Annotated in this window: 22 protein-coding genes, 2 tRNA genes and 1 pseudogene; 9 read left to right on the forward strand and 16 right to left on the reverse strand. The window is 45.4% G+C overall.

Annotated elements, in window-relative coordinates; translation table 11 throughout:
* Nucleotides 1-15: 15 nt before the first annotated feature.
* Both phaE and XZ46_RS02230 read left to right on the forward strand, forming a co-directional pair.
* Entirely contained in the window at nucleotides 16-1,038 is a 1,023-nt protein-coding gene (gene phaE, locus XZ46_RS02225) for a class III poly(R)-hydroxyalkanoic acid synthase subunit PhaE (protein ID WP_006621798.1), read from the forward strand.
* 60 nt (nucleotides 1,039-1,098) lie between these two features.
* The gene (locus XZ46_RS02230; RefSeq protein ID WP_008056716.1) at nucleotides 1,099-2,220 is read left to right on the forward strand and encodes a class III poly(R)-hydroxyalkanoic acid synthase subunit PhaC; all 1,122 of its coding nucleotides are present in this window, start codon (nucleotides 1,099-1,101) and stop codon (nucleotides 2,218-2,220) included.
* 66 nt (nucleotides 2,221-2,286) lie between these two features.
* On the opposite strand, the gene XZ46_RS02235 is transcribed toward XZ46_RS02230, so the two are convergent.
* Nucleotides 2,287-2,556 (reverse strand): hypothetical protein, encoded by a 270-nt coding sequence (locus tag XZ46_RS02235; RefSeq protein WP_006621796.1) that lies wholly within the window; start codon nucleotides 2,554-2,556, stop codon nucleotides 2,287-2,289.
* 467 nt (nucleotides 2,557-3,023) lie between these two features.
* Between XZ46_RS02235 and XZ46_RS02240 the strand changes: the two genes are divergently transcribed.
* Nucleotides 3,024-3,713, forward strand: a complete 690-nt coding sequence (locus tag XZ46_RS02240; RefSeq protein WP_006621795.1) for a GDSL-type esterase/lipase family protein — start codon at nucleotides 3,024-3,026, stop codon at nucleotides 3,711-3,713.
* A 22-nt stretch (nucleotides 3,714-3,735) separates the two neighbouring features.
* Here the strand turns inward: XZ46_RS02240 and XZ46_RS36215 are convergent, their stop codons facing one another.
* Nucleotides 3,736-4,134 (reverse strand): hypothetical protein, encoded by a 399-nt coding sequence (locus tag XZ46_RS36215; protein ID WP_006621794.1) that lies wholly within the window; start codon nucleotides 4,132-4,134, stop codon nucleotides 3,736-3,738.
* A 790-nt stretch (nucleotides 4,135-4,924) separates the two neighbouring features.
* Here XZ46_RS36215 and XZ46_RS02250 point away from each other — a divergent pair.
* Complete coding sequence (locus tag XZ46_RS02250; RefSeq protein WP_006621793.1) at nucleotides 4,925-5,263, forward strand: hypothetical protein; 339 nt, start codon at nucleotides 4,925-4,927, stop codon at nucleotides 5,261-5,263.
* 218 nt (nucleotides 5,264-5,481) lie between these two features.
* On the opposite strand, the gene XZ46_RS02255 is transcribed toward XZ46_RS02250, so the two are convergent.
* Nucleotides 5,482-6,693, reverse strand: coding sequence for a winged helix-turn-helix domain-containing protein (locus tag XZ46_RS02255; protein ID WP_228116459.1), 1,212 nt, complete (start codon nucleotides 6,691-6,693; stop codon nucleotides 5,482-5,484).
* Nucleotides 6,694-6,807: 114 nt separating this feature from the next.
* Here XZ46_RS02255 and XZ46_RS02260 point away from each other — a divergent pair, with 114 nt between their 5' ends.
* The 3 genes from XZ46_RS02260 (at nucleotide 6,808) to XZ46_RS02270 (ending at nucleotide 9,102) form a co-directional block, all read left to right on the forward strand.
* Entirely contained in the window at nucleotides 6,808-7,302 is a 495-nt protein-coding gene (locus XZ46_RS02260) for a hypothetical protein (protein WP_006621790.1), read from the forward strand.
* Nucleotides 7,303-7,477: 175 nt separating this feature from the next.
* Entirely contained in the window at nucleotides 7,478-8,245 is a 768-nt protein-coding gene (gene hdhA / locus XZ46_RS02265; protein ID WP_006668008.1) for a 7-alpha-hydroxysteroid dehydrogenase, read from the forward strand.
* Nucleotides 8,246-8,304: 59 nt separating this feature from the next.
* Nucleotides 8,305-9,102, forward strand: a complete 798-nt coding sequence (locus XZ46_RS02270; RefSeq protein WP_008056706.1) for an SDR family oxidoreductase — start codon at nucleotides 8,305-8,307, stop codon at nucleotides 9,100-9,102.
* 396 nt (nucleotides 9,103-9,498) lie between these two features.
* Here the strand turns inward: XZ46_RS02270 and XZ46_RS31440 are convergent.
* The 12 genes and pseudogenes from XZ46_RS31440 to XZ46_RS02335 form a co-directional block, all read right to left on the reverse strand.
* A pseudogene (locus tag XZ46_RS31440) lies at nucleotides 9,499-10,434 on the reverse strand (IS630 family transposase).
* 1,094 nt (nucleotides 10,435-11,528) lie between these two features.
* Nucleotides 11,529-11,602 (reverse strand) — tRNA-Thr (locus tag XZ46_RS02285).
* Between the two features lie 67 nt (nucleotides 11,603-11,669).
* On the reverse strand, nucleotides 11,670-12,824 hold the full coding sequence (locus tag XZ46_RS02290; protein ID WP_008056697.1) for a site-specific integrase: 1,155 nt from the start codon (nucleotides 12,822-12,824) through the stop codon (nucleotides 11,670-11,672).
* 32 nt (nucleotides 12,825-12,856) lie between these two features.
* Nucleotides 12,857-15,583, reverse strand: a complete 2,727-nt coding sequence (locus XZ46_RS02295; RefSeq protein WP_008056696.1) for a VapE domain-containing protein — start codon at nucleotides 15,581-15,583, stop codon at nucleotides 12,857-12,859.
* Nucleotides 15,584-16,359: 776 nt separating this feature from the next.
* The gene (locus tag XZ46_RS02300; protein WP_228116460.1) at nucleotides 16,360-16,716 is read right to left on the reverse strand and encodes a hypothetical protein; all 357 of its coding nucleotides are present in this window, start codon (nucleotides 16,714-16,716) and stop codon (nucleotides 16,360-16,362) included.
* Between the two features lie 222 nt (nucleotides 16,717-16,938).
* Nucleotides 16,939-17,121 carry a hypothetical protein gene (locus XZ46_RS02310; RefSeq protein WP_157234579.1) on the reverse strand — a complete coding sequence of 61 codons (183 nt, stop codon included), beginning with the start codon at nucleotides 17,119-17,121 and terminating at the stop codon, nucleotides 16,939-16,941.
* The gene (locus XZ46_RS02315; RefSeq protein ID WP_008056689.1) at nucleotides 17,111-17,734 is read right to left on the reverse strand and encodes a hypothetical protein; all 624 of its coding nucleotides are present in this window, start codon (nucleotides 17,732-17,734) and stop codon (nucleotides 17,111-17,113) included. The genes XZ46_RS02310 and XZ46_RS02315 overlap by 11 nt, the downstream gene beginning before the upstream one ends.
* A complete protein-coding gene (locus XZ46_RS02320) occupies nucleotides 17,725-17,985 on the reverse strand; it encodes a hypothetical protein (RefSeq protein ID WP_006669821.1) in 261 nt (86 codons plus the stop codon). The genes XZ46_RS02315 and XZ46_RS02320 overlap by 10 nt, the downstream gene beginning before the upstream one ends.
* Before the next feature lie 56 nt (nucleotides 17,986-18,041).
* Nucleotides 18,042-18,527: a hypothetical protein gene (locus tag XZ46_RS02325; protein ID WP_006623842.1), complete on the reverse strand. Its 486-nt coding sequence runs from the start codon at nucleotides 18,525-18,527 to the stop codon at nucleotides 18,042-18,044.
* Nucleotides 18,528-18,616: 89 nt separating this feature from the next.
* Nucleotides 18,617-18,820: a hypothetical protein gene (locus tag XZ46_RS02330; protein WP_006669822.1), complete on the reverse strand. Its 204-nt coding sequence runs from the start codon at nucleotides 18,818-18,820 to the stop codon at nucleotides 18,617-18,619.
* On the reverse strand, nucleotides 18,817-18,975 hold the full coding sequence (locus tag XZ46_RS35135) for a hypothetical protein (RefSeq protein WP_006623840.1): 159 nt from the start codon (nucleotides 18,973-18,975) through the stop codon (nucleotides 18,817-18,819). The genes XZ46_RS02330 and XZ46_RS35135 overlap by 4 nt, the downstream gene beginning before the upstream one ends.
* The gene (locus tag XZ46_RS02335) at nucleotides 18,972-19,841 is read right to left on the reverse strand and encodes a hypothetical protein (protein ID WP_008056687.1); all 870 of its coding nucleotides are present in this window, start codon (nucleotides 19,839-19,841) and stop codon (nucleotides 18,972-18,974) included. Before XZ46_RS02335 ends, XZ46_RS35135 begins: the two co-directional genes overlap by 4 nt.
* Nucleotides 19,842-20,026: 185 nt before the next feature.
* On the opposite strand from XZ46_RS02335, the gene XZ46_RS02340 reads away from it, so the two are divergent.
* Nucleotides 20,027-20,224, forward strand: coding sequence for a ribbon-helix-helix domain-containing protein (locus XZ46_RS02340; RefSeq protein WP_008055335.1), 198 nt, complete (start codon nucleotides 20,027-20,029; stop codon nucleotides 20,222-20,224).
* Nucleotides 20,225-20,811: 587 nt separating this feature from the next.
* Nucleotides 20,812-21,051 carry a hypothetical protein gene (locus XZ46_RS02345; RefSeq protein ID WP_008055337.1) on the forward strand — a complete coding sequence of 80 codons (240 nt, stop codon included), beginning with the start codon at nucleotides 20,812-20,814 and terminating at the stop codon, nucleotides 21,049-21,051.
* 280 nt (nucleotides 21,052-21,331) lie between these two features.
* Here the strand turns inward: XZ46_RS02345 and XZ46_RS02350 are convergent.
* Nucleotides 21,332-21,403: transfer RNA gene (locus XZ46_RS02350), tRNA-Thr, on the reverse strand.
* Nucleotides 21,404-21,463 lie beyond the last annotated feature (60 nt).

The raw sequence follows: 21,463 nt of genomic DNA on the forward strand, positions 1-21,463 counted from the left end.
TATCAGGTATAGACAATGGAAAACGAAACAAATCCGTGGAACGAAATGGCCAATCAATGGGTAAACACCTGGACTCAGACCGGAAATGACATCTGGAAAAACTGGTTTGATCTGATGAGTGGGTCAGGAGTATCTGACACCGATAAAAATGGCCAGTCCCACTCCGGGGGAATAACCGAACAAATGGCAAAAAATCAGGCCTCATTGATGCGTTTTCTACAATTTTCCTTTGAAGCCTGGAAAGATATATTACCAAAAGTTGAATCTGGTGCGAATTGGGAACAAACCCTAGAAAACTACTCCCAGCAAATTCGCCAGCAAATGGAACAATATATGAGTGTTCCCACTAAGATGACCGGAAGCGGCACGACCCTGGGGAAACTCTACATGGAACAAATGCAGAAGTTTAACCAAATGTGGATGAACTACAGCGGCGCGGCTATGGTTCCCATGGGTGAAGCCATGATGGGTAAAAGTGAAGCATTAATCGAGTTAAATAACCTCTACTGGGAACAACTGTATCAACCCAGCCTAGGAACCCTGCTACAAAGTCCGATGTTTGGTATTAGTCGCGAGTTGAATAGTACCATGATGAGTCATTTTCAGGCTTGGATAAATTTTTATCGCGCTAGTAATGATTATCAGGTAGTTTTAGCAGATATCCAAGTCCGCGCCTTTGAGAAGTTAATCGAAAAATTAGCGGCGGGAGTTAGCAAAGGCGAAAAAGTCGAAACTTGGCGGCAGTTTCAGCAGTTATGGAGTGTGGCTATAGATGATGTATTTGAGGAAACTTTCTGTTCCGAAGATAAACTCAAAATTAGGGGAAGGTTTATTAACTCCCTCAACGCCTATCGACTAGAACAACAAAAGTTGATGGAGATTTCTATGCGATCGCTCAATCTCCCCCTCCGCAGCGAAATTGACGAAATGCACAAAATCATTTACGAACTCCGCAAAGAGGTTAAATCTCTCAAAAAACAGATATCCACCATGACAGCATCTTCACCCAAACCCGAGTCAATTCAAGAAGTAAGTTGAGAGAAAGTTACTCCTAATATTTGTCTCAACAGTCTGACTCAATTCGTGATCCAATTTAATATGTCTTTGCTTGGAGGACATCAAGCTATGTTACCTTTCGCCTTACAAATGGGTTTAGAAGACTTAACCCAGGAATATGCAGACCTCACCGAAAAAATTGTTCATGGTATGGACAACCTTAGCAGTTTACGGGAGGAAGAAATTATCGTTGGGGTCACACCCAAAGAAGCAGTTTATCAGGAAGATAAAGTCACCCTTTATCGTTTTGAACCCAAAGTCAAAAAAACCCTTTCTGTACCCCTGCTAATTGTTTATGCTTTAGTCAATCGTCCCTTTATGGTAGATTTGCAAGAGGGTCGTTCCTTAGTTGCTAATTTACTCAGTTTGGGATTAGATGTCTATTTGATTGACTGGGGATATCCTACCCGTAGCGATCGCTGGTTAACCTTAGATGATTACATCAACGGTTATATTAATAACTGTGTTGATTTTCTGCGCGATCACTATGAACTCGATAAAATCAACCTCCTAGGAGTTTGTCAGGGAGGAACCTTTAGCCTCTGCTACAGTTCCCTATATCCCGAAAAAGTGCAAAACCTCATCACCATGGTTGCGCCAGTCAACTTTGATATGCCAAATACCCTGTTAAATGCGCGGGGAGGCTGTACATTGGGACCGGAAGCCATAGATGTTGACCTCATGGTTGAGGCTTTAGGTAACATTCCCGGCGACTATTTAAACATCGAGTTTCTGATGTTAAAACCCCTACAATTAGGATATCAAAAATATCTCGATTTACCCGAAATCATGGGAAGTCGCGACAAACTGCTAAACTTCCTCCGCATGGAAAAATGGATTTTTGATAGTCCCGACCAAGCCGGAGAAACCTATCGCCAATTCCTGAAAGATTTTTATCAGGAAAACAAACTAATCAAAGGCGAAGTAATGATTGGTGATTCTCGGGTAGATTTAAGCAATATTACCATGCCAGTTCTCAACCTCTACGCCGAGAAAGATCACCTAGTCCCCCCTTCCTCTTCCCTAGCCTTAGAGGAATACATCAGCAGTGAGGACTACACCGCCAAATCCTTCCCTGTAGGTCATATCGGTATGTATGTCAGTGGTAAAGTACAGCGAGACCTACCCCCAACCATTGTTGATTGGTTAAAAGTGCGAGAGTAATTTGATTAGCGGCTAATTAGGGGGGGTTGACAAAAACAATCTACCCCCTTCCGCTTTTTTGATGCCTTACTTCACACTCTCGGCAGTTTTACGCATAGTATTAAAATACTCTGTCCAGAGTTGTTTTTGAGCATCCAGCATCATTTGGGTGGTCTGCTTTTGTGTCTCCAGATAAGACTTAACCATTTCCTCCTGCAATTTCAGAGTCTGTTCAAAACCCTCTGATAAATTAGAGGGAGGCTTCCAACCCGGAAAACCCTCCATCCAAGTGTCAAACCATTTTTTCTGCAAGTCTACCATTTGCTTTTGGTAATCTTCAAAAAGCTTAGTATCCATATTGCATAAACCAGTAAATTACTTCTCGCCAATCAAATCTGACTCTGATTGACTCCATAGCGATTCCCGGCCAGTCGTTTCCTAAAGCCTGGGAAACACTACCCTAAATTATAAGATAATTTGCTCAAAATTGATGCTTTTTAGCTAATCTATAGATTTGTAACAAAATCTCATTTTTCCCATCAATTGACCCCAGGTATTCTCAAAAAGCCGCCGACCTAAGCGCTAGGGAGGATCTTAGTTTACGGAATATTAACCGAATTTTAATCTTTAGAAGCGATCGCCAACAACAATCTATCCCCAGACATAAATTGTAGTTTGAGATACCACTGCTGAGGGATTTTAGCCACATCAGTTCACCAAGAACTTTTTTATTAAGTTTTATTATGTTAAGCTGTGTTACAGTAGATTGCTAAAACACTACCATCCAGGTAAAGACCACTGCCAACTTAGGAGAGCAGCATCCCATGATACAAGCAGTTGCAACAACCAAGTTTGCGCCCACCCATACGAAACAGACCCCCCTAAGAATTATCGCTTTGGGGGACAGTCTGATTTATGGATTCGGAGATCCAGTCGGCGGAGGTTGGGTAGAACAATTGCGACGCGAGTGGATGTCTCCAGAGAAGGGCGGTCATGCGCTTTACAACCTAGGGATTCGTGGTAATACCGTCGCCCAAGTTACCCAGCGTCTCGAGCAGGAATTTCGGCAACGGGGAGAATTAAGAAACCGCCTACCAGACCTAATTATTTTATCAGTAGGACTCAATGACACCCCCCGCTTAGGAAGACCCAACGGCCGATCGCTCACAGATTTCGACGCATTTCGCATCCATGTCGCCACCCTTCTGGAAAGGGCCCAAAGCCTCTGTCCAGTCATCTTCGTAGGAATGCCTCCCGTTGACGAAAGCAAAATGCCCTTTTTAGGCTGTATGTACTACAACCACGCGGACCAATACGCCTACAAAGAAGCCACACGGCGAGGCTGCGAAGTCCGGGATATCCCCTATTTAGATATATTCGACCTGTGGCTGTCTCGTGGGGAAGATTGGGTGCGATCGCAACTGAGTTCCGACGGTTTACATCCCAATGTTCAAGGCTACCAAAGTTTACTGAAAGACGTTCAGAATTGGGAGCCCATCGCCAACCTAGGTTAAACCCAACCCCCCCAACTTCTGGTTATTTATTGGTAACCAGAGGTATCTGTTTAGCCCAATCAAAATAACTATCCCACCACTGTTTTTGAGCAGTGGCGATAGTTTCCAGGGCTTCCTGCTGTATTTTCAGAGTCCCATTGACAGTTTCTTGTTGAAAATCTAACGCCTTCGTCATAGCCTCAGAAGTATTAGATAGATCCTTGATACTGTCCCAACTATTTTTCCAGGTATCCAGCCATTGTTGCTGATAGTCTTCAAACCAATTTTTGCTCATGATTCCCTCAACGGTGAAAACAACAAAATAACCACAACTCGCAGCGGGTAAGCACCTACTGCTTATGATCAGTCTCAGCAACCACCACCCCACCAGTCGCCGTCCCAGGTAGTGGCGATCGCTACTCTCAAAATCTATAAACGTCAATTCTGTTTCGTCTGGTGAGTAATTATACCATCATTATCTGAGATTGAATACCTGATTCTACCAATTTCAGGTGTTGAAACCCGATCTTTGGCTGACATTGTGATCCAGCCTTCCCCGTCCGTCATCACAACCCCCACCATAGCTCTGGCTAAACTGTCAAGATATCATGACATTATCAATTCCCAGTAAAATTAAGTAGATATCAAAAAGTTCTATTTAATGTGCAACACTTCCCTTTCGGCAAAAAAGTTATACCATGACAGGTCTAGCCACTTCAGCATTTTACCAATCCCTGACAATCCCGGTTTATCCTCAGTAAATTTACGGAAACAGACCCCACAAACAACCCCGGAAATTTCAGTGAAAATACATATTGGCAAAATGTAGTCAAAAATGTAATCTGGAATCAGAGTATAAATTTTCCATGCTAATAACTCAGCCGAGATTCTCTAATTCATTGACACAACCGCGAAAATATGGCGCTGGTATCGGCAAATTGTCAGTGTAATTATGACTGTGGAACCCCCAGAGAGTGTTAATCCCAGGGAAAATGGCAGATTTCCCCCTTGTGGTCTAGTCCTGTGGCGGCGCACGGCTCCAATCAGAAGCTATGGGAGAAGCGGGAGATGATGTACTTCAAGCTAACTTGGCGGGTGATTGTTTGAGTGATGGCGGAAGTTATCTAAATTCTGAGAGTATTTATTAATGCTAGGAATTAGGGAACTTTAAGTATAGCGATCGCCTGTGGAGTTAGTCATTAATAACCAAGAAGATTTGGGAGTGACATCTCATGGATGAAATCGTAAGAAAATTAGCAGGTGTGGGTTTACCAGCGGTGGTTCTGTTAATTACCATGGCGACTACAGGACTGACGGGAGCCGCCGCGATCACAGCGGCTTTAGCAATGCTAGGACCTGGTGGGATGCTGGGCGGAATTGTATTATTAGGAATCATTGGACTAGCATCGGACGCATTGACTAAATATGGTTTAAAAACGCTTCTAGTGGAAGTTTATTGGCAACGGCTCCAAGATGGTGAAAGTCCGTCGAAGTTATGCCGTGAAATTGATTGGCTGCCAATTACCAAGGAATTGAAATTGGTACTTAAAGATTCCCTGGGTCAGTTGTGACGGAAAAAGCGATCGCCCTTTGTGGCTCGGGTTTCACCCAACACTTGTGGCTCGGGTTTCACCCAACACTTGTTGCTGGGGTGAAACCGGAACGCGATCGCCCTTATCAAGGGTAACACAATTTACCATGTTCGATGTAGCTTGGTAGGTTGGGTGAAACTCCGTGAAACCCAACAGGGAGAGAGATGGTGGCGTTGGGTTTCGTAGCGACCCCCAACCTACTTAACTGGGTAGCGGAGCCATCGGGTTACATCGAAGGTGGTTCCCGTCAACTTGATCGCCCGACCAGAGCGATCGAAAACCGGACCGCCTCGGGCGTTGATATGGCGAATTTCCCCATCGTTGGCTCGAATGATGCGTAAGTTCACTTCAAAGGCTTTTCTTTGCAGTGCCGGAATCCGAATCGCCTCCTCGTGGAGTGGGAGATCGTCGGGGTGAATCAGGGCCGAAACTTCTTCGGGTTTGGGAGCCGGCAGATTCGGATCGAGGCCATGGATGAGAAAAAGTTCCTCCGTCCAATAGGTTTCGCGAGTTTCGACATCGAACTCCCAACACCCGACATGAGCCATTCGTTGAGCATTTCGCAACATCATTTCCGATCGCCGCAGTCGAGCTTCAATATGTTTGCGATGCTCAATTTCTCCGTGCAGGCGGGCATTCGCCACCATCAATTCTTGCCAGATGTTGGCGGCCATGGAATCGAGCATCTCTTTCGGGGGATCGGATAATCCCTTGGCGGACTGGGTTTCAATGTTGTAAACCGGATCGAGACAGTATCCCCGACCGTAGTGGGTTTGAATCAAATTGTTAATTCCCGCCTGTTCGAGTTTACGGCGAATGCTGCGGATGTGGCTGTTGATGGTGGCATCGGTGGGCAATTCATCGTCCAATGTCCAGAGGCGATCGCCAATTTTGTCGCGAGAAAACATTTGCCGGGGATGCTTCAAAAATAGCTCCAGAATTTGATATTCCTTGCGGTTGACTTTCAAAATTTGACCGCAGCAGGTGATCTGCCCGGAGGCGGGATTGAGAGACATGGGCCCCCAGGTGAGCAGGGGACTAGCCCGACGCAGGCTCCGCCGCGCCAGAGCCCGGAGATGAGCCAGCAGTTCTGGGATGCGAATGGGTTTCACCAAACAAGTATCCGCGCCGCTATCTAAACCCTCGATACAAGTCTCCGCATCGGAAGGCTCCAACATCAGCAAAACGATCACCGGGTTGCCCACATCCCGCAACCGACTACAGAAGGCAATTCCATCCAACTTGGGTAACAGCAACTCCAGCAAAACCGCATCGTACATAAATGCCTGGATCAATTCCCAAGCCTCCTCGCCATCGGTGGCCACATCGACGACAAAGTTTTGGCGAGATAAGTCTTGATGCAGTTGGTTCTGTAGGGTTGTGTCCGGGGAGGTGAGCAGAATTCTCATGGTTTGGTGTCCGGCTCGGGTAAATCGGCGGGAGCATACCTCCCACATTACACAAACTTTTCAGATTTCGATCATATATTATTCGGGTGTAGTTAAATCGGTCAGAGTGACTCTATGGTTCCCGCCTCACATCAGGCCAATGATTTCATTCAAAAGAATGCCGTAACGAGCGGTGTAATCAACGCCATCATCAACGGCGTGATCGGCTGGCTTATGTTTCGAGGAAAAGAGACGATACCTCTGACCGTTGACACGATATCAGCCCATGAAAAAACGGTCTTCTCGACGGGGGTGATGACGGCATTCATGCTGTCGCTCATCTTAGGAACGATCGCCTTTTTTACATTCGGCAAAAAAGCCAAAGATTTCTCAGTTCCATTCCCCGAACTTTTAAACCGACCCTTTTTATTTTTTGGGGTGAGAACTATCCTATTTTATTCTCTGTTTGCCTTCGGTACGGTGACATTGTTTGCCCTCTTTTTACAAAAGTTTTTGGGAACGATTCCCGTGACACCATTAGTCGGTGCCATCATCTTGGGTATCATTGCCGGGATTGCCTCTTGGTTTATCAATGCGGCGGTCATGAAAGCCATGCTGCGGCACGAGTAGTAGAGCCGTTTCATTAGCCCTCGAAAACTAGCGAGCAGGAGAGGGATATTTGGCGGGAGAAAGGGTTAATTTTGATTATTTTTACGCCCGATTGAAGACTCTCTCCCCCATGTTTTCAGGTTGATAATTCGGATGGGATATGACGAGTATTTAATATTGTGGAGATTTTGCAAGTATGACAGTTTTGGAAACCTTCGGACTCCAGGATCAAGTCGCCATTGTCACGGGGGGCGGTGCCGGTATCGGTCGGGGCATTGCCGAATTATTTGCCCAGGCTGGGGCGGCGGTGGTCGTCAGTGATTTAAAAGAAGAAACGGCCACAGCAGTAGCCGACGGCATCAAGGAAAAAGGCGGTCGCTCTATAGCCGTGCCTTGCGATGTCACCAAGGATTCCGACTTGGAAAATTTGGTCCAGTCTACCCTCGACGCTTTTGGCAAAATTACCCTGCTAATCAACAATGCCGGGGGGGGCGGTCCTCAACCTTTCGATATGCCGATGGATACGTTTATTTGGGCTTACAAAATCAATGTATTTTCCGTGTTTCATCTGTGCCAATTGTGCGCCCCCCACATGGAAGCAGCCGGACAGGGGGCGATTTTAAATATCTCTTCGATGTCGGCGGAAAATAAGAATATCAACATGGCATCTTACAGTTCTTCCAAAGCCGCCGTCAGCCACCTGACCAGGAATATCGCCTTCGATTTGGGACCCAAGGGAATTCGGGTGAATGCGATCGCCCCCGGTGCCATCAAAACCGACGCGCTGGCGAAGGTGCTGACCCCCGAAGTCGAAAAAGTCATGCTCAAACATACCCCCTTGGCGCGGTTGGGAGAACCCAAGGATATCGCCTATGCGGCATTGTTTCTCTGTTCCCCCGCAGCCAGTTGGATCAGCGGGCAAGTGCTGACCGTCAGCGGCGGCGGCGTTCAGGAATTGGATTAATTTTTCGCCTGAGAAACTGACTGTATTTCAAAGTATTTAAACCCCAAAAGGAGACCACCATGAGCAATTTTGATTCCTTCGCCGACTTTCGGATGAATAACCATGTGGCGATCGTCACTGGCGGCGCTCAAAACATCGGGGAAGCGATCGCCAAAACCTTTTCCGGTGCCGGGGCGAAGGTGATGATTGCCGACTTGAACGGAGAAAAAGCCCAGGCTACCGCAGCCGCTATTCAAGCCGAAACTGGCAATGAAGCATTGGGCATCGGCTGCAACGTCACCGTCGAGGCAGACATCCAAGCCTGCGTCGCCAAAACCGTCGAAGCCTTCGGTGGCATTTCAACCCTGGTCAATAACGTCGGTTGGGGCAAAGCCTACGACGACCCCCTCGACGTTCCCTTGGAAGAGATGGTCGAAAGCTACAAACTCAATACCCTGTCAGCCATGCGGATGACCTCCGCCTGCCGCCCCTATCTCCTGCAAGCCGAAAATGCCACCATCACCAACTCCGGTTCCCTGGTGGGGGTCTTGCCCGCTTTTGACTTCATCGCCTACTCCGCCGCCAAAGCCGCACTCAACCACATGATGCTGGGTTTAGCCCACTATTTTGCCAAGCAGGTCCGCATCAACACGGTGCTGATCGGTACAGTCATCACCCCGGGCTACGCGGAGGCGGGTTTAGATGAACAGGCTCAGTACGCCCTGGCTCACCCCGACAACCTGACCGGGCGGGCTGGCAAACCCCAGGATATTGCCAACGCCTTCCTGTGGCTGGCTTCACCGGCGGGGTCCTGGGTGAGCGGCCAGACCTTGCAAGTCTCCGGCGGTGGCAAGCGGGTCCGCCTAAAGCCCGAATAAATCCGAGGGGGCGATTCCAGATGAAAATTTGGACCCTTTTTCACCCCCGGCAAACAACCAAAACATGGGCTGAGTCCCGCCGTTCCCACGGTTGCAGAAGTCGGGGGAGATGCCGTCCGCCCAGGGGGGTTATGTGTGGCTAGGTTATACGAACAGCACTGGAGCATGAAAACCTTGTCTCTTTAGCTCTTGGTAGGTTGGGTTTCACCCAACATTTGTAGGTTGGGTGAAACGAGGGTGAAACCCAATATAACGGAGAGATGGTGGTGTTGGGTTCCGTACCTCCACCCAACCTACTTAAATAAGCGATCGCTCTTGGTAGGTTGGGTTTCACCCAACATTTGTAGGTTGGGTGAAACGAGGGTGAAACCCAATATACAGCCTTTATCTCAATCATTAAGCACAGTAATAAAACTTGGTAAACCAGTTATTCAAACACTGTAAATCCACAAGGATTACCGCCACTTCTACCAATCTCACTAATAATTCCATTGTCTCCGTCCTGAACTTGCACACTCAACTTTTGAGCTGTGACCACATCATCTCTATCGGGTTAAACTCAGGGGAATACACCGGCAGATATTCTACCCTGGCTCCCACTGACTCTATCATTTCTTTGACTTCTTCTCGATGATGAGAATTGAAGTTATCCATTACCACTACATCTCCTTTTTTAATTTTGGCAATAAATCTAACTTGATGAATTGGAGAAAATCCTCTTTTTTCATTGACCCTTATAATGTTTGAGTCGCCACCACTCCGGAGAGCTTAATTGCACCAATTATTGTCATTTTTTGCCTCGATAGGATTTCCGCATTTCATATACTTTTTTCCCTTTCGTAGCTCTGGCTAACGGTCTCCTCATCCCTACCCATAACCCCATCAATCAACACAATCTTTTCAGTATCCACATCTCTAATTCTTTCCCAATAATCTACTCGCGCTTTCTGTACTTCTTCTGTTACTACTTTTTCGCTCCTGTATGTTTTTTTTGAGGCTTATATCGTGCTGCTTTAAAAATCTATCTATCATGCTCGTACTGACATTTATGCCCAGCTTTTCTCTGACCTTCTCACTATATTGCCATAAGGTCAGGTCGGGGTGGGCTTCTACAATATCTATCACGGCTTCCTCATGCTTAGATCAAATGCTTTTCTTTTTAGTGCCGCACTTACGAGGAGATAAGTCTCCCGTTAATCGATACTGTTTGACCAGTCGCCTTACCGTGTCTGGACTCACCAAAAAGCGTTTCGCTAATTTTCGGATATAAGTGTCCCCTTTTTCATAGGCTTCTACTATCTTTTTCCGAAAATCTAAAGAGTAACGGCTCATGGTAGTTGGTTGTGATCACTTATACAATAGCCATACATTATACTGTACTTTGTGTTTTGGGTAAAGGCTGTATTATTTGAGTTTTTGAAAAATTCGTTAGATCAGATAGTTTGTAAAAAACAGTTAGAAGATAAAAAGCAATCACCCCATCTCCCAATCAACAGAGATGATATTGATGATGATGGTTGGCGTAAGCCCTAACAGCTAACAGATAACCCCTAACTCAATAACTTAATAGCCCCCTATGGTTTCTGACTGTAGGGGGTGTCTATGTATTTTTTGAATACAAGCCCGTTACAACACGCCTGTAACGGGTTTATATGAATGCTCACCCTATCATGTCCAGATATTACCCAGAACTACTTTACCCCTAACAGATAGCTTTACCTACAACCTACGACTAAGATTTTGGGGGTGAACTGATTATGTTGGTATCGGTTTCCGCACGGGGTGATTGCCAACAAAGATTGGAGACTTGCTGAGAATTATGTGGGTATCGATTCCCATCTCGGTAATTGTCACCAGTTGAAAAGTTGTTTAGGGGTATCGGGTTGGAGCCGGTAGATGATAGCTCATAGTTTCCCCTCACCGGAGATGATGAATCAGACCCATAGATAACCGGATAGGCGATCGCTCATAGGTTTACCTATAGGTCTAGTCCACGGAAAGGCGGTCTGATATCTTTGTACATTGATTACTTAGCGGGTTCCCCCCTACGGCTACCTACGGCTATCGTGTTGGCTTTGAAACATACCCTCCCCCCATAACCGGAATAAGCACTATTGGGGAAGTGACCGATGTGATAGCGGTCAAGGGTGAGGTACGAACCGATAGGCTTGCCATTGACGGGTATCACAAGGGAACTACCCTATCAGCGTCCGGTTATGGGGGTGATATGGATATTTGACAGATTGATTAAGTTGTGCTTATTGATTAACCCGTCAATAATTAAGATTTGCTGCTAAGGGATATGCACCAATTGTCCCGTGTGCTAAGACTGAATGGAGTGCATTTTGAATGTAACGGTGCGGTGCGACTATCGGGTTAAGTGAATTCCGATAATCGCAGTCAGGATAAGAGATTGCTTCAAAAGCCGATGGCGGGATTTGAACCCGCGACCGCTCGATTACGAATCGAGTCGGTATCAATACCCATTACCCTTATCCGTAAATGATTGTGGCGGTTTCTTGTGTCTGTAGGCTAAAATTTTATAGCCAAATTATAGCCAAAATGTCCTAAAGTTTGGGAATAGAAAGCCCCCGGTTTCGGCCTGCATAGTTTTGGTAAATAACTTGGGGTGAGTTGCCGACCCAAGCCGCAACGTCTTTAGCATCAATCCCGACATCAAGACAGAGAGTGATAAAAGTGTGTCTCATTTGGTAGGGTTTCCGTTGCTTTATCCGCGTTTTTTTGAGGACTGGGTGCCAGTGTCTTTTACCAAAATTACAGTCTTGGATCGGCTTGCCCGTTTTGCTGGGGAAAACTATTTCTGAATGTTTTTGCGATCGCGCCTCTCTGAGAATAGTTTGGACTTGTTCATTGCAGGGAAAATCGCGGCGCGTTTGACTCTTGAGGCCGTCGCAGCGCTTGCGCCCCCCTTCCCCGCGAACAATCACACTACTAAAAGTGATTTGACTTAGATCGGCAGCAACGTCTGACCATCGTAGAGCGATCGCCTCCGATGGGCGACACCCAGTAAAGAAACAGAAACGGACATACAAACTATAATGGCTGTGAAGTGGATCCGAATCAAAAACCTGGATAATGCGATCGCGTTCGTTAGCCGTAAAAGGGTTAATCTCGTCAGAATCACTTGCTTTTTTTAACCGATCAGCCTTAGCGCTTAAATCTTTAAATGGTGAGGGTTCGCTCACTAGCCTTTTTTCGATCGCCCACTTAAAACAAGCATTAAGTTGCGTCATCAACCGGGATGTGGTGTCAATTGTCAGGTTCTGAATAGCCCAATCAAATACATCCTGACCAATTATCATTGATATGTCCCCATTGCAGAACGGCGACCTTTGTATGTGCCTCAACGCCACCATATAGTTATTATTCCAAGTCCCCGGTCTGACTGTTTTTTTGCGCGTATTAATATATTCATAATACAGGTATTGAAGGGTTGTGATTTTCACTTCATCCTGATTTGGTGGTGGCTGCTGTTTGTATTTTTTCAGCGTGTAATCAAAGCGCTCATAAACGATATCACTTTCAATTTCTTTGGCTTTGGCTTCGGCCAATTCTCTGTTATCGGGAGTGTCTTGCAACCCCAGGTAAATATATTTCCGTTGTCCTGGAAATAAATGCCGGGGCAGTCCAATTCTGAGTACACCATTACAGTCATGAACATTTACCTTGCCCTTGTGACGTTTAGATGATTGATTTTTCATGTTTTGATTATTTTTCTAACTGTATTAGTGGCTTAACCTTGTTTAGGTTTTAAATGCTTGATTTCATACATCCCAGGTTTGTTGCCAGCCATTACTATAACTGTATTTTTTGTATTAACCTGAGTGATTACAGCATAATAAGAGTCAAGTGGATCATCTTCTTTGTTAATCACAACTGTCTTACCTACTGAAAACCAAGCATTTCTTTGGGTTGGGGATATAGCCGAAATATACCCTTTGTCTTCCTGGAGTCGCCAATTTTCTTTTAACCTAGTTATGGTTGATTCAGCCAAAGCTGGGTTATCAAATTTTGCTATAAGCTGATTTTTGCCAATCCGACACTTGTTGTTATTGTGTAAGTCTTTGAAAATCTGCCTGATAGATTCCTCACATTCCTCTGTAGTGTCACAGTGAAAAGTGTCTGGGATTTCACCGACATCAAACCCACTACTATGGGACTGACTACCGGAATCTGGAGGGTAAGATCCGTTTTGGCTAGGGCGATCGCTATCTGTTTTTGGGTTCAGATCGTTTTTTACAAAATTTGCCTGTCTGCCTGTCCTGCCTGTCCGCTCAGTCTGAAACCCTTGCTCTGTCTGGTTTTCAGGGTGGACACCCTGCCTGTCTCCTGCCTGTCCGCTACCTGTCTGCCTGTCCACTATCTGGACAAGCTGATCTCTTTTGTACCCACTTTTCTTAGACTTGTCACGCCAACATCGTTTGGGAGAAAATCCTAGGCTTGTCATTATTTTCTTGATTTCTCGCTCAATGCGACAAAAATCAATATATTTTGTTGCTTGTTGATCTAAACTGTCAAGATATACTTTTATCTCTTCAGTTGTTACCTCATTTCTATTAGCTACAAATCTTTCTATCAAATCGTGTAGATAGCTGTGTTCTGTGAACTCTTTATTAAGTAAATTAGCTTGTTGCTGTTCCTCACGGGTCAGATAAAAAGAATGGCCTTGTTGATATAGTTCTACTACCTCACCCCAAAGCTGATCGCGTTCATCCTCTACCAAATGTATAGGGATATTTTGAGAGACTGGGATAACCATAAAACGCCGCGCCCCAGTCTCGTCATGGTTAAAATCGGTGCGGTTGGTTGAACCGACTAACACATTCGCGCGCGGGTACGCTGTTGAACGTTGTGCGTAAGGGGGGCGGATATTGTCTGTTTGAGTTGTGATAAATGCCTTGATTTTACCTGATGTACTTCTGTTGATATTGTTTTCTACTTCTGCCCATTCTGTCCAGACAGATTGGTGCATTTTTAGGCGTTCATCTTTATCCTTGAAATCCCCCATGTCGTCACAGAAAAAGTTATCACCCACCATTGTTCTAAACCAGGTTGATTTCCCTATCCCTTGCTGACCGTGTAATATTAACAGCGTGTCAAATTTACGCCCTGGTATTTTAGTCCTAGCCACAGTTCCGACCAACAAACACTCTAAATAACGTTGATGTAATGGATTATCTGTCCCAAAATAACGTTTGGCAGCCCCATAGATACGACTCTTTCTATCCCATTTTTTATGGCAATCCTCAAGATAATCATTAAATGGGTCAAAGCTATGATTTTTGGCTACATCAAGAATGATTTGATTTTTGACTCGTAAACTTCCTTTAATCTCAATCCCACCTTTTTTCGCTAAATCAATTTCGGGAGCGTCAGGATTAATAGGCTCCCCGTCAATTTCAATCGTTTTGAATCGGGTATTGTAGCGAATTCTCTTACCAAAAGCCCCTTGGATTTTTTCTATGTCTTTGAGAATTTGTAAATCATATTTAGCTACCGTGTTTTTAGCATCTTTTTCTGTCCAGTGTGTGGGTGTGTGTATGGGCTGTTTCCGGTAAGACTTAACACAGTTCATCAAATAATCATCCGACAATGTTGGTGTGGGATTACTTTTTTCTGCGGACTTCCATATTGTTTCTCTTTCCCGTGATGATATTGGCGGGTTGCAGCGATCGCAAAAATCATCAAACAAAGTCCGTGAGTTATCCCGACACACTTCCCCTAAGAAGTGTAGCCTGTTGTAGGTTCCGATTAAATTCCTAGCAAGTTTAGCCGCACTCTCGTTCCGGCTTCCTTGTGATGCTCCGGTTTCTAATAGTTGGCGATCGTCTTTGGTTAAGCAGGCTTCTAACGGTACAGGCTCCGATGATTCAACTAACGGGAGTGATTGGGATGTGTCTTTTGACATTTTGTCTATTACCCATAATGGGGCTTGGGTAATATCAATTTCCTTGGGAGAATTAAGCCATTTATACTGTCCGGTTTCTGGGTGTACTGATGGGGGTAAAACTGACTGACAACCATCCCAGCGTAACTCTAGTAACTCATCTTTACCGTCAGATGATTTGTGACCTGTTGATAATTTCTTGGTGGCAATTTTTTCCCAGTATTTTTCGGGGATTAGATACAAATATTGGGCGCGCCCTTCTTTGCCACTGGTAAAGCTAACAGTGCTTGGTAATCCCCCCAATGATTCGGCTAATTTATGTGCTTCCCGACCGTCCGCGTCAATGGCTACAATACCACCACTAATCTGCCCCGTTCTCAGACCATAGCCTTTTGCACGTCCAGACTTTATCTCGTTAAGCAATACATCCCTGGATATAGCTGATTCTTTCTGCCAACCATTTCTGTAGGGGGCTTTATTCCCGTTAACTGGCGTTAATACCCAATTACTAGGGATATCAGAAATTTCCGCAATTAGCTTGCTAATTGTGTCTTTTTGTTGTATAGTGTTCATAATTCTGAAAATGATTTTTTAGCGATTGAGCCACAGTGACTTGAGAGCTAATAATCCGTTAGGGTCTGGAAAAAGGGCATTCCAGACTCTAATTATTTTTTTGTGTAGTATAACCGCAATAGCGGACGGTCATCAGTCAGTCACTGATTGACTGAACAGCTACACCCCATAACCGTGTTTTTTTTGATGGTTGCCCTATTTAGTCTCCTGTCCTGTTAACGAATTATTAGGCTTTCTCTCCCAACTGTCATCTTCTCAATAAGAAAGTTAGACCGTCTGTTGATGGTTTTACTTTCTTGTTAAAACCGATCAGATTCCCCCTCCCAATGCCTTAACCTCATACAATCGCGCTTTCACGGCCTGCTACTCTCCCCAAAGGGGTATCAGAAAAGTGGTTTTTAGAGTAGTCGCGAAACGGGTTAGGGGTGATGAAGTATTTTACCCAAAATGGGTAAAGGGTTTAATCGGCTAACCGCCACTATTCCTTTTAAATAGACCATGATACAACCTCCTACTGGGAAAATCAAGCAAGCCATTAGGGAAAATAATCAGACAGTGGCAGTATGAAAGCGTACAAGAAAGCCAATCGGTAAGTCCTGTGTTTATTCAGGCAATTACTTGGGATTCGGTTAGATGAGGTATGCGAACATATACGGAAACCCTATAGGTTTCCGGATATGCAAGCAGTCTAGGCTAGGGCCGCGACTATCCTGGGGATGGCTTTCTGATGGGTGCGGGACATTACGGAAACTGAACTGCAATGAATTCGCTTTCCGCTACCCCGACTCACCTGGGGGGATGAACGTTAAATAAACCCGGCCATCATTGTTGTTTGGCGGACGGCAGGGGTAGATTTTGGAAACATCGGATAGCACATAGCCATCTAATTCAAATCGTTCGGCAAGTTCATTGGCAGCCTTGGCAACCAGCGTGTTAGCAGTCATGACCCGGACGCGAATCACGCTACTGGGTGGATGTGAATCCTCTGGCTCAACAAACACCCAAGACTGATCTCTACTATTCCACCAATACCCCATACCACTTAGGTGACTGTAAAGGGATTCATGATCAGAATGGGAAAACTCCGGGGCGATTTCAAGCGCTAAACTATATTTTTTCGTCATCTTAGCCATAACAACTCCTATCAAAACCAATCCCAAAAAGGAAAATAGGGGCGTAACCATTCGTGGGCTTCACACAACCAAACTATATGTTCGTTTGGGTAGAGAAACCTAATCGGTGATAACTGTATGTTGACCACATACCACCGAATACTATAGACATCAATTCTGAGGTAGAAAATATATTTAAACCTCGGATTAGTTGGAATTTTTATCACAATATGATTAGCCATCTTAAAACACTCCACGCCAAAAAGGAAAATAGGGGCGTAACCATTCGTGGGCTTCACACAACCATTTAATATGGTCTGGGTCTTCCTCAAACCGAGGTATTACAATCTCAAGGTTGATTAAGATAGTCCCATCCAGCAATTTGGTTACAGCTAAATAGTTTTTGTAGTGCGGTTTAGTCGTCATATTCTGCATCCTGTTTAATTAACTCAAGTACAGCACGCCCCTTGGAATATTTAGCACCGCCTAACCCTATTATGTCTTTGATAATCTTGGATTCTATTACTCCTTTATCCAAGGCATCTAATACGGCTTGGCGGTAGCGTTCGGCAAGTTTAGAAAGTTCGGTAAGTTCAAACTGACTAGCTAACTCAGAACTTTCTAACTTTTCTGGTAACTCGCTTAACTCCCCATATACTGCGGACTCTAGCAGTTCTGGTTGGGCATAAAGGGAGTCATGTCTTTGAAAATTTAGGAACTCGGCAATTGCCTGGTTAGTCTGCTGAGTTAAATACAGTGAACTGGCGACCGAATGCTTAAAGTCTGCCTCCTCTTGTTTATTTAATGCGGTAATTTTTGGTTTGAGTTTGGCTAATTCATTACTGGTTAAGAGTAATCCGGCACCGCCCCCCATACCATAGCCAATAGATAACCATCTTAGGGTATTTTGATGGATGAGGAAGGGCGTAAAAAACCAAACTGGTGTAGCAGTAACTGCTATTAAGACTGATATGCCGTTTAACAATCTCCAATTGCTCCGAATGGCTTGATTATTGGCGCTGGGATTAATTACGTCCACTGGATTGCACCCCCAATAATTAGAACGGCAGCCACAGCGATCGCAAAAACTAACCACTGCCACCATTCCTCAGATTTACCTTTGTGATAGTAAGCGATCGCCCCCATTGCACCCAAGATGCTGGCGGCAATTAAGGCAAGCCAGAAAGCCGGGAGGCGGAAACTTTGGTAGCTAACAGCCAACAGTGATACAGTGGAAGCACTAGCACCAAATAACAAAATCAATCCAAGAATTCTGTACAATTGAATCATTCTGCTCACTTTCCTTTAGCATTTTTGCCCCCAATGATGGGGGCATTTTTATGGGATTACAGAGTAGACATCAGGGCGTTAATTTTCTGGTCAGCCAGTTGTGCAGACTTTTCCAGACCCTGCCCTAAACGTGCATATTTAGGTCGCAATCCATGCAGGTATTTGGCAGAATCGTGTTTAGCCGATTGAATCTTGTGTTCATTTCCAGCCTGATGGCGACGGAGTTTCTCATAAGATTCGTTGACCTTACGGCTATTGTTATCTAGTCGCTTTAAGGCTCGGTATCCTTTGCGGGTACTGACAACGTGCTTATCGGATTCATCAGCCAGGTCGGTGAGGGCATCGGCTTCGGCCGGATCAAGGACACGGGGACGGTCAAGCACGGGAGCGAAACGGAAATGTTCCCAACTACCGGGGTTGTCGGGAGTGATGCCGTTCGGGCTGGTGACAAAAACCGACCCTTTGTCAAGGTTGCTATGCTGACCCTCTACGGGTGCGATCGCTCCACCTTTTACATCGTCGCCTCTGAGAAATCCAATCATGGTTTATTGTTCCTAACTAATGGTTAACAGGCTTGGTGATAACGGGCAGCCACCCTCACTCGCGTGGCAATCGCATTTTTTATCAAGTGTTAATTGCCGGATTTTTCTGAGGATTCTTGTTCCTCAATCCACTGGTCTTGGACTGCCAAGAAATCGGCGGCGGCATCAAAACAGAGTGCTGCAATATGGCGGCGCACCGACTCGGATTTAAGTGGTATCGTCTCAGGATGGGAAAGCATGAAACAATACAATTTCATGGCTAACTGTTTGATTTGCCCATATTTAGGGTTCATTTCTGTTGCTCTGTGTTGGGGTTGGCAATATCTACAGTGAGGGTAAAGGGGGGGATTCTCAGATCACCAGTCCCTAGCCAGAATCCTAGCCACAGGAGAGCGATCGCCATGGCAGTTAGGGAAGCCTTGAACCCCACCCATCCGGCATCCCTCACCCCAGGGCGAAAAAACTCAACACCAAACCAACAACTACACCAGTGGCAGGGATTGGCTCAAGTAAGCCTTCCAGAAAACCCAAAACGACTGCGGCTCCGGTAACGCAAAGGGGCGCGGCGTTCAATTCAGCAATATCGGCATCGGATACCCCGGCTTGGCGGAATTTTTCAATAATTTCGTCACGGGTATCATCGTCAGCTTCTGGGGTGTACTGAATCAGATGACTAAGCCGAAAGGTTTGGGTTTCCTCATCCCCATCGGCGATCGCGTGACAGTTCCCCCACTTGTCAAAACCAACAATGGTAAAGCGGTTTCCCCGGGGTGTAGTAAATTTAGCGCCTACTTTCATCCATGGGCTCCAACAATCAAAGCGATCGTCTTTATCCTTGAGTTCGGGCAGGATGTCGGGGTCAACCTCATCATCGTGGCGACGGTAGAATATCTGACCACTACCATCAAACTCTCGGATTATGATTTGCTGCCCAAAAGTTAACTTAACTTGATCGGCAATGTGTTTCGCCTCTTTAATGTCAGCACCAGAGCTAATAACTTCCTCAATACCATCACAGGCCCCTGTAACCAAAATTACATCTTGTTGGTAGCGGCAATGATTCTCCGATTCTTTCAATGTACATTGATTTTCTGGCTGTTGGGTGGGGTCGGATTCAACCTGATGTAAGGGGTTGACCATAGCCTGGTTTGGCAAAAATTCGGGGATAGGCTCGGCCTCTGGTACGGCTTCGGATTCGGCTTGGGCAATAGCGGCTTCCCAAGTGGATTTTGACCGCAGGTCGCCAAACTGGCGGATATCATCTTTTGACAATCCTAGGGCGATCGCATTAGCTTTAAGTTCTGCTAAAGTCATAGTTACTCCTGTAAAGGGGTTTTCAGACCCACTGGTGGCGGCCGGCAAAGCGAGCCACCAGTGGGTATTTTGTTGGAAATTGCCAACACAGGCTATATATATCACGCACAGACTAATCTAGTTGTGTATAGGCTGTGTTAGCATAAAACCATAATAGCACGTTGTGGTATAATTGCAAGGAAATTATGTTTAGCGGACTAAAAACTGTGGGCGGGCCAACCAAATTAGCCAGAATTGCTTTTTATGTTGACCCCGAAATTAAGGAGAAACTAGAAAAATTGGCTGGGATTCAACGACGCACACTGTCAAATTTGATGGCTGTGATAGCGGAAAAGGCTGTAGAGGAAGCGGAAAAGGAAGAATTAACAGACAATTCAAAGTAACAACTTATTTGTTGTTGCGTTTACTCACCCCCGATCGCACCAGGTCGGGTATTTTTTTGTCCAACAGAAGTGGACAGGCAGACAGGCAGAGGACAGGCAGAATTTTTCCTGCCTGTCCACCTTGTAACTCCCTTGCTACAGCAGTTACAGCCACAGTGGACAGGCAGGACACCCAAAAATAAAAATTTGTGATTTTTTTTCAATCCATTACTGACTGTATACAAAAATGGCCCGTTTTATGTTTTGGGCCTACTCTTGACGGGTTGATGGGGACAGGATGATTGTTGGCGATTGGTGGGTTTAGGGTTGAGGCGATCGCCTATCAGATTATCAATGTACATTGATACAGTAATCACCTAAGGCAAGGGGCTAATATATGGCCAGACTATTGGACAATAGGGCGCAAAGTGCGATCGCTTACTTGACTGCTATCAATGTACAATGATAGCATTATCAATGTACAATGATAGATGTATAGGATAATTATGGCCAACTACAATCCTGATACCAGTGGTTAAAAACAACCCAAATGGATCAACACCCCGACCCGCGCGATCCGAGTTCCTGATGTATTTGCAGATGAACTATTGGCGATCGCTCATCGTTTGGATCAGGGTGATGTGATTGAGAAACCAGCAAACAGTAATGGCAACCACCAGGCAGTCGGTGAGCTTCTGTCTGATCAGAGCCGCCAACAGATAATTGATATCCTCCTGGCTGCTACACAAATGAAAGCTGGTAATGGAGGCGCGATCAAATTGGAGATTGCCAAGGTTCTGACGCTGTTAGGAGTTGATGTCAAATTGAGGCGAAAAGGCTCCCGTTAATCTTCTCATGTATCAATGTACATTGATATTATGGCAGTTTTGGAGGCGACATGGTACAGACTGGCTGTGGCTTGTATCTAGCCCCAAAATCTAACCACTGTACAATAGCAATCCGTTTGGCTAACGCATATATAAGGAACGGATTATATTTTGTGGATGGGGGCGGGGGGGTGATTTTTTAAATTTTTGTTTTGGCTATAATCGCCTAAATTTATAGCCAAATTATAGCCAAATTATAGCCAAAAGTATTTGTTTAGGGGCTGAAACATCTGATTTGTGAAGCCGATGGCGGGATTTGAACCCGCGACCGCTCGATTACGAATCGAGTGCTCTACCACTGAGCTACATCGGCACAGTCGCCCATTATAACATATAATTGAGCGATCGCCAGCCAAAAACTTGTCAACGCTGA

It is taken from the genome of Limnospira indica PCC 8005 (assembly GCF_000973065.1).
Classification (GTDB): Bacteria; Cyanobacteriota; Cyanobacteriia; order Cyanobacteriales; family Microcoleaceae; genus Limnospira; species Limnospira fusiformis.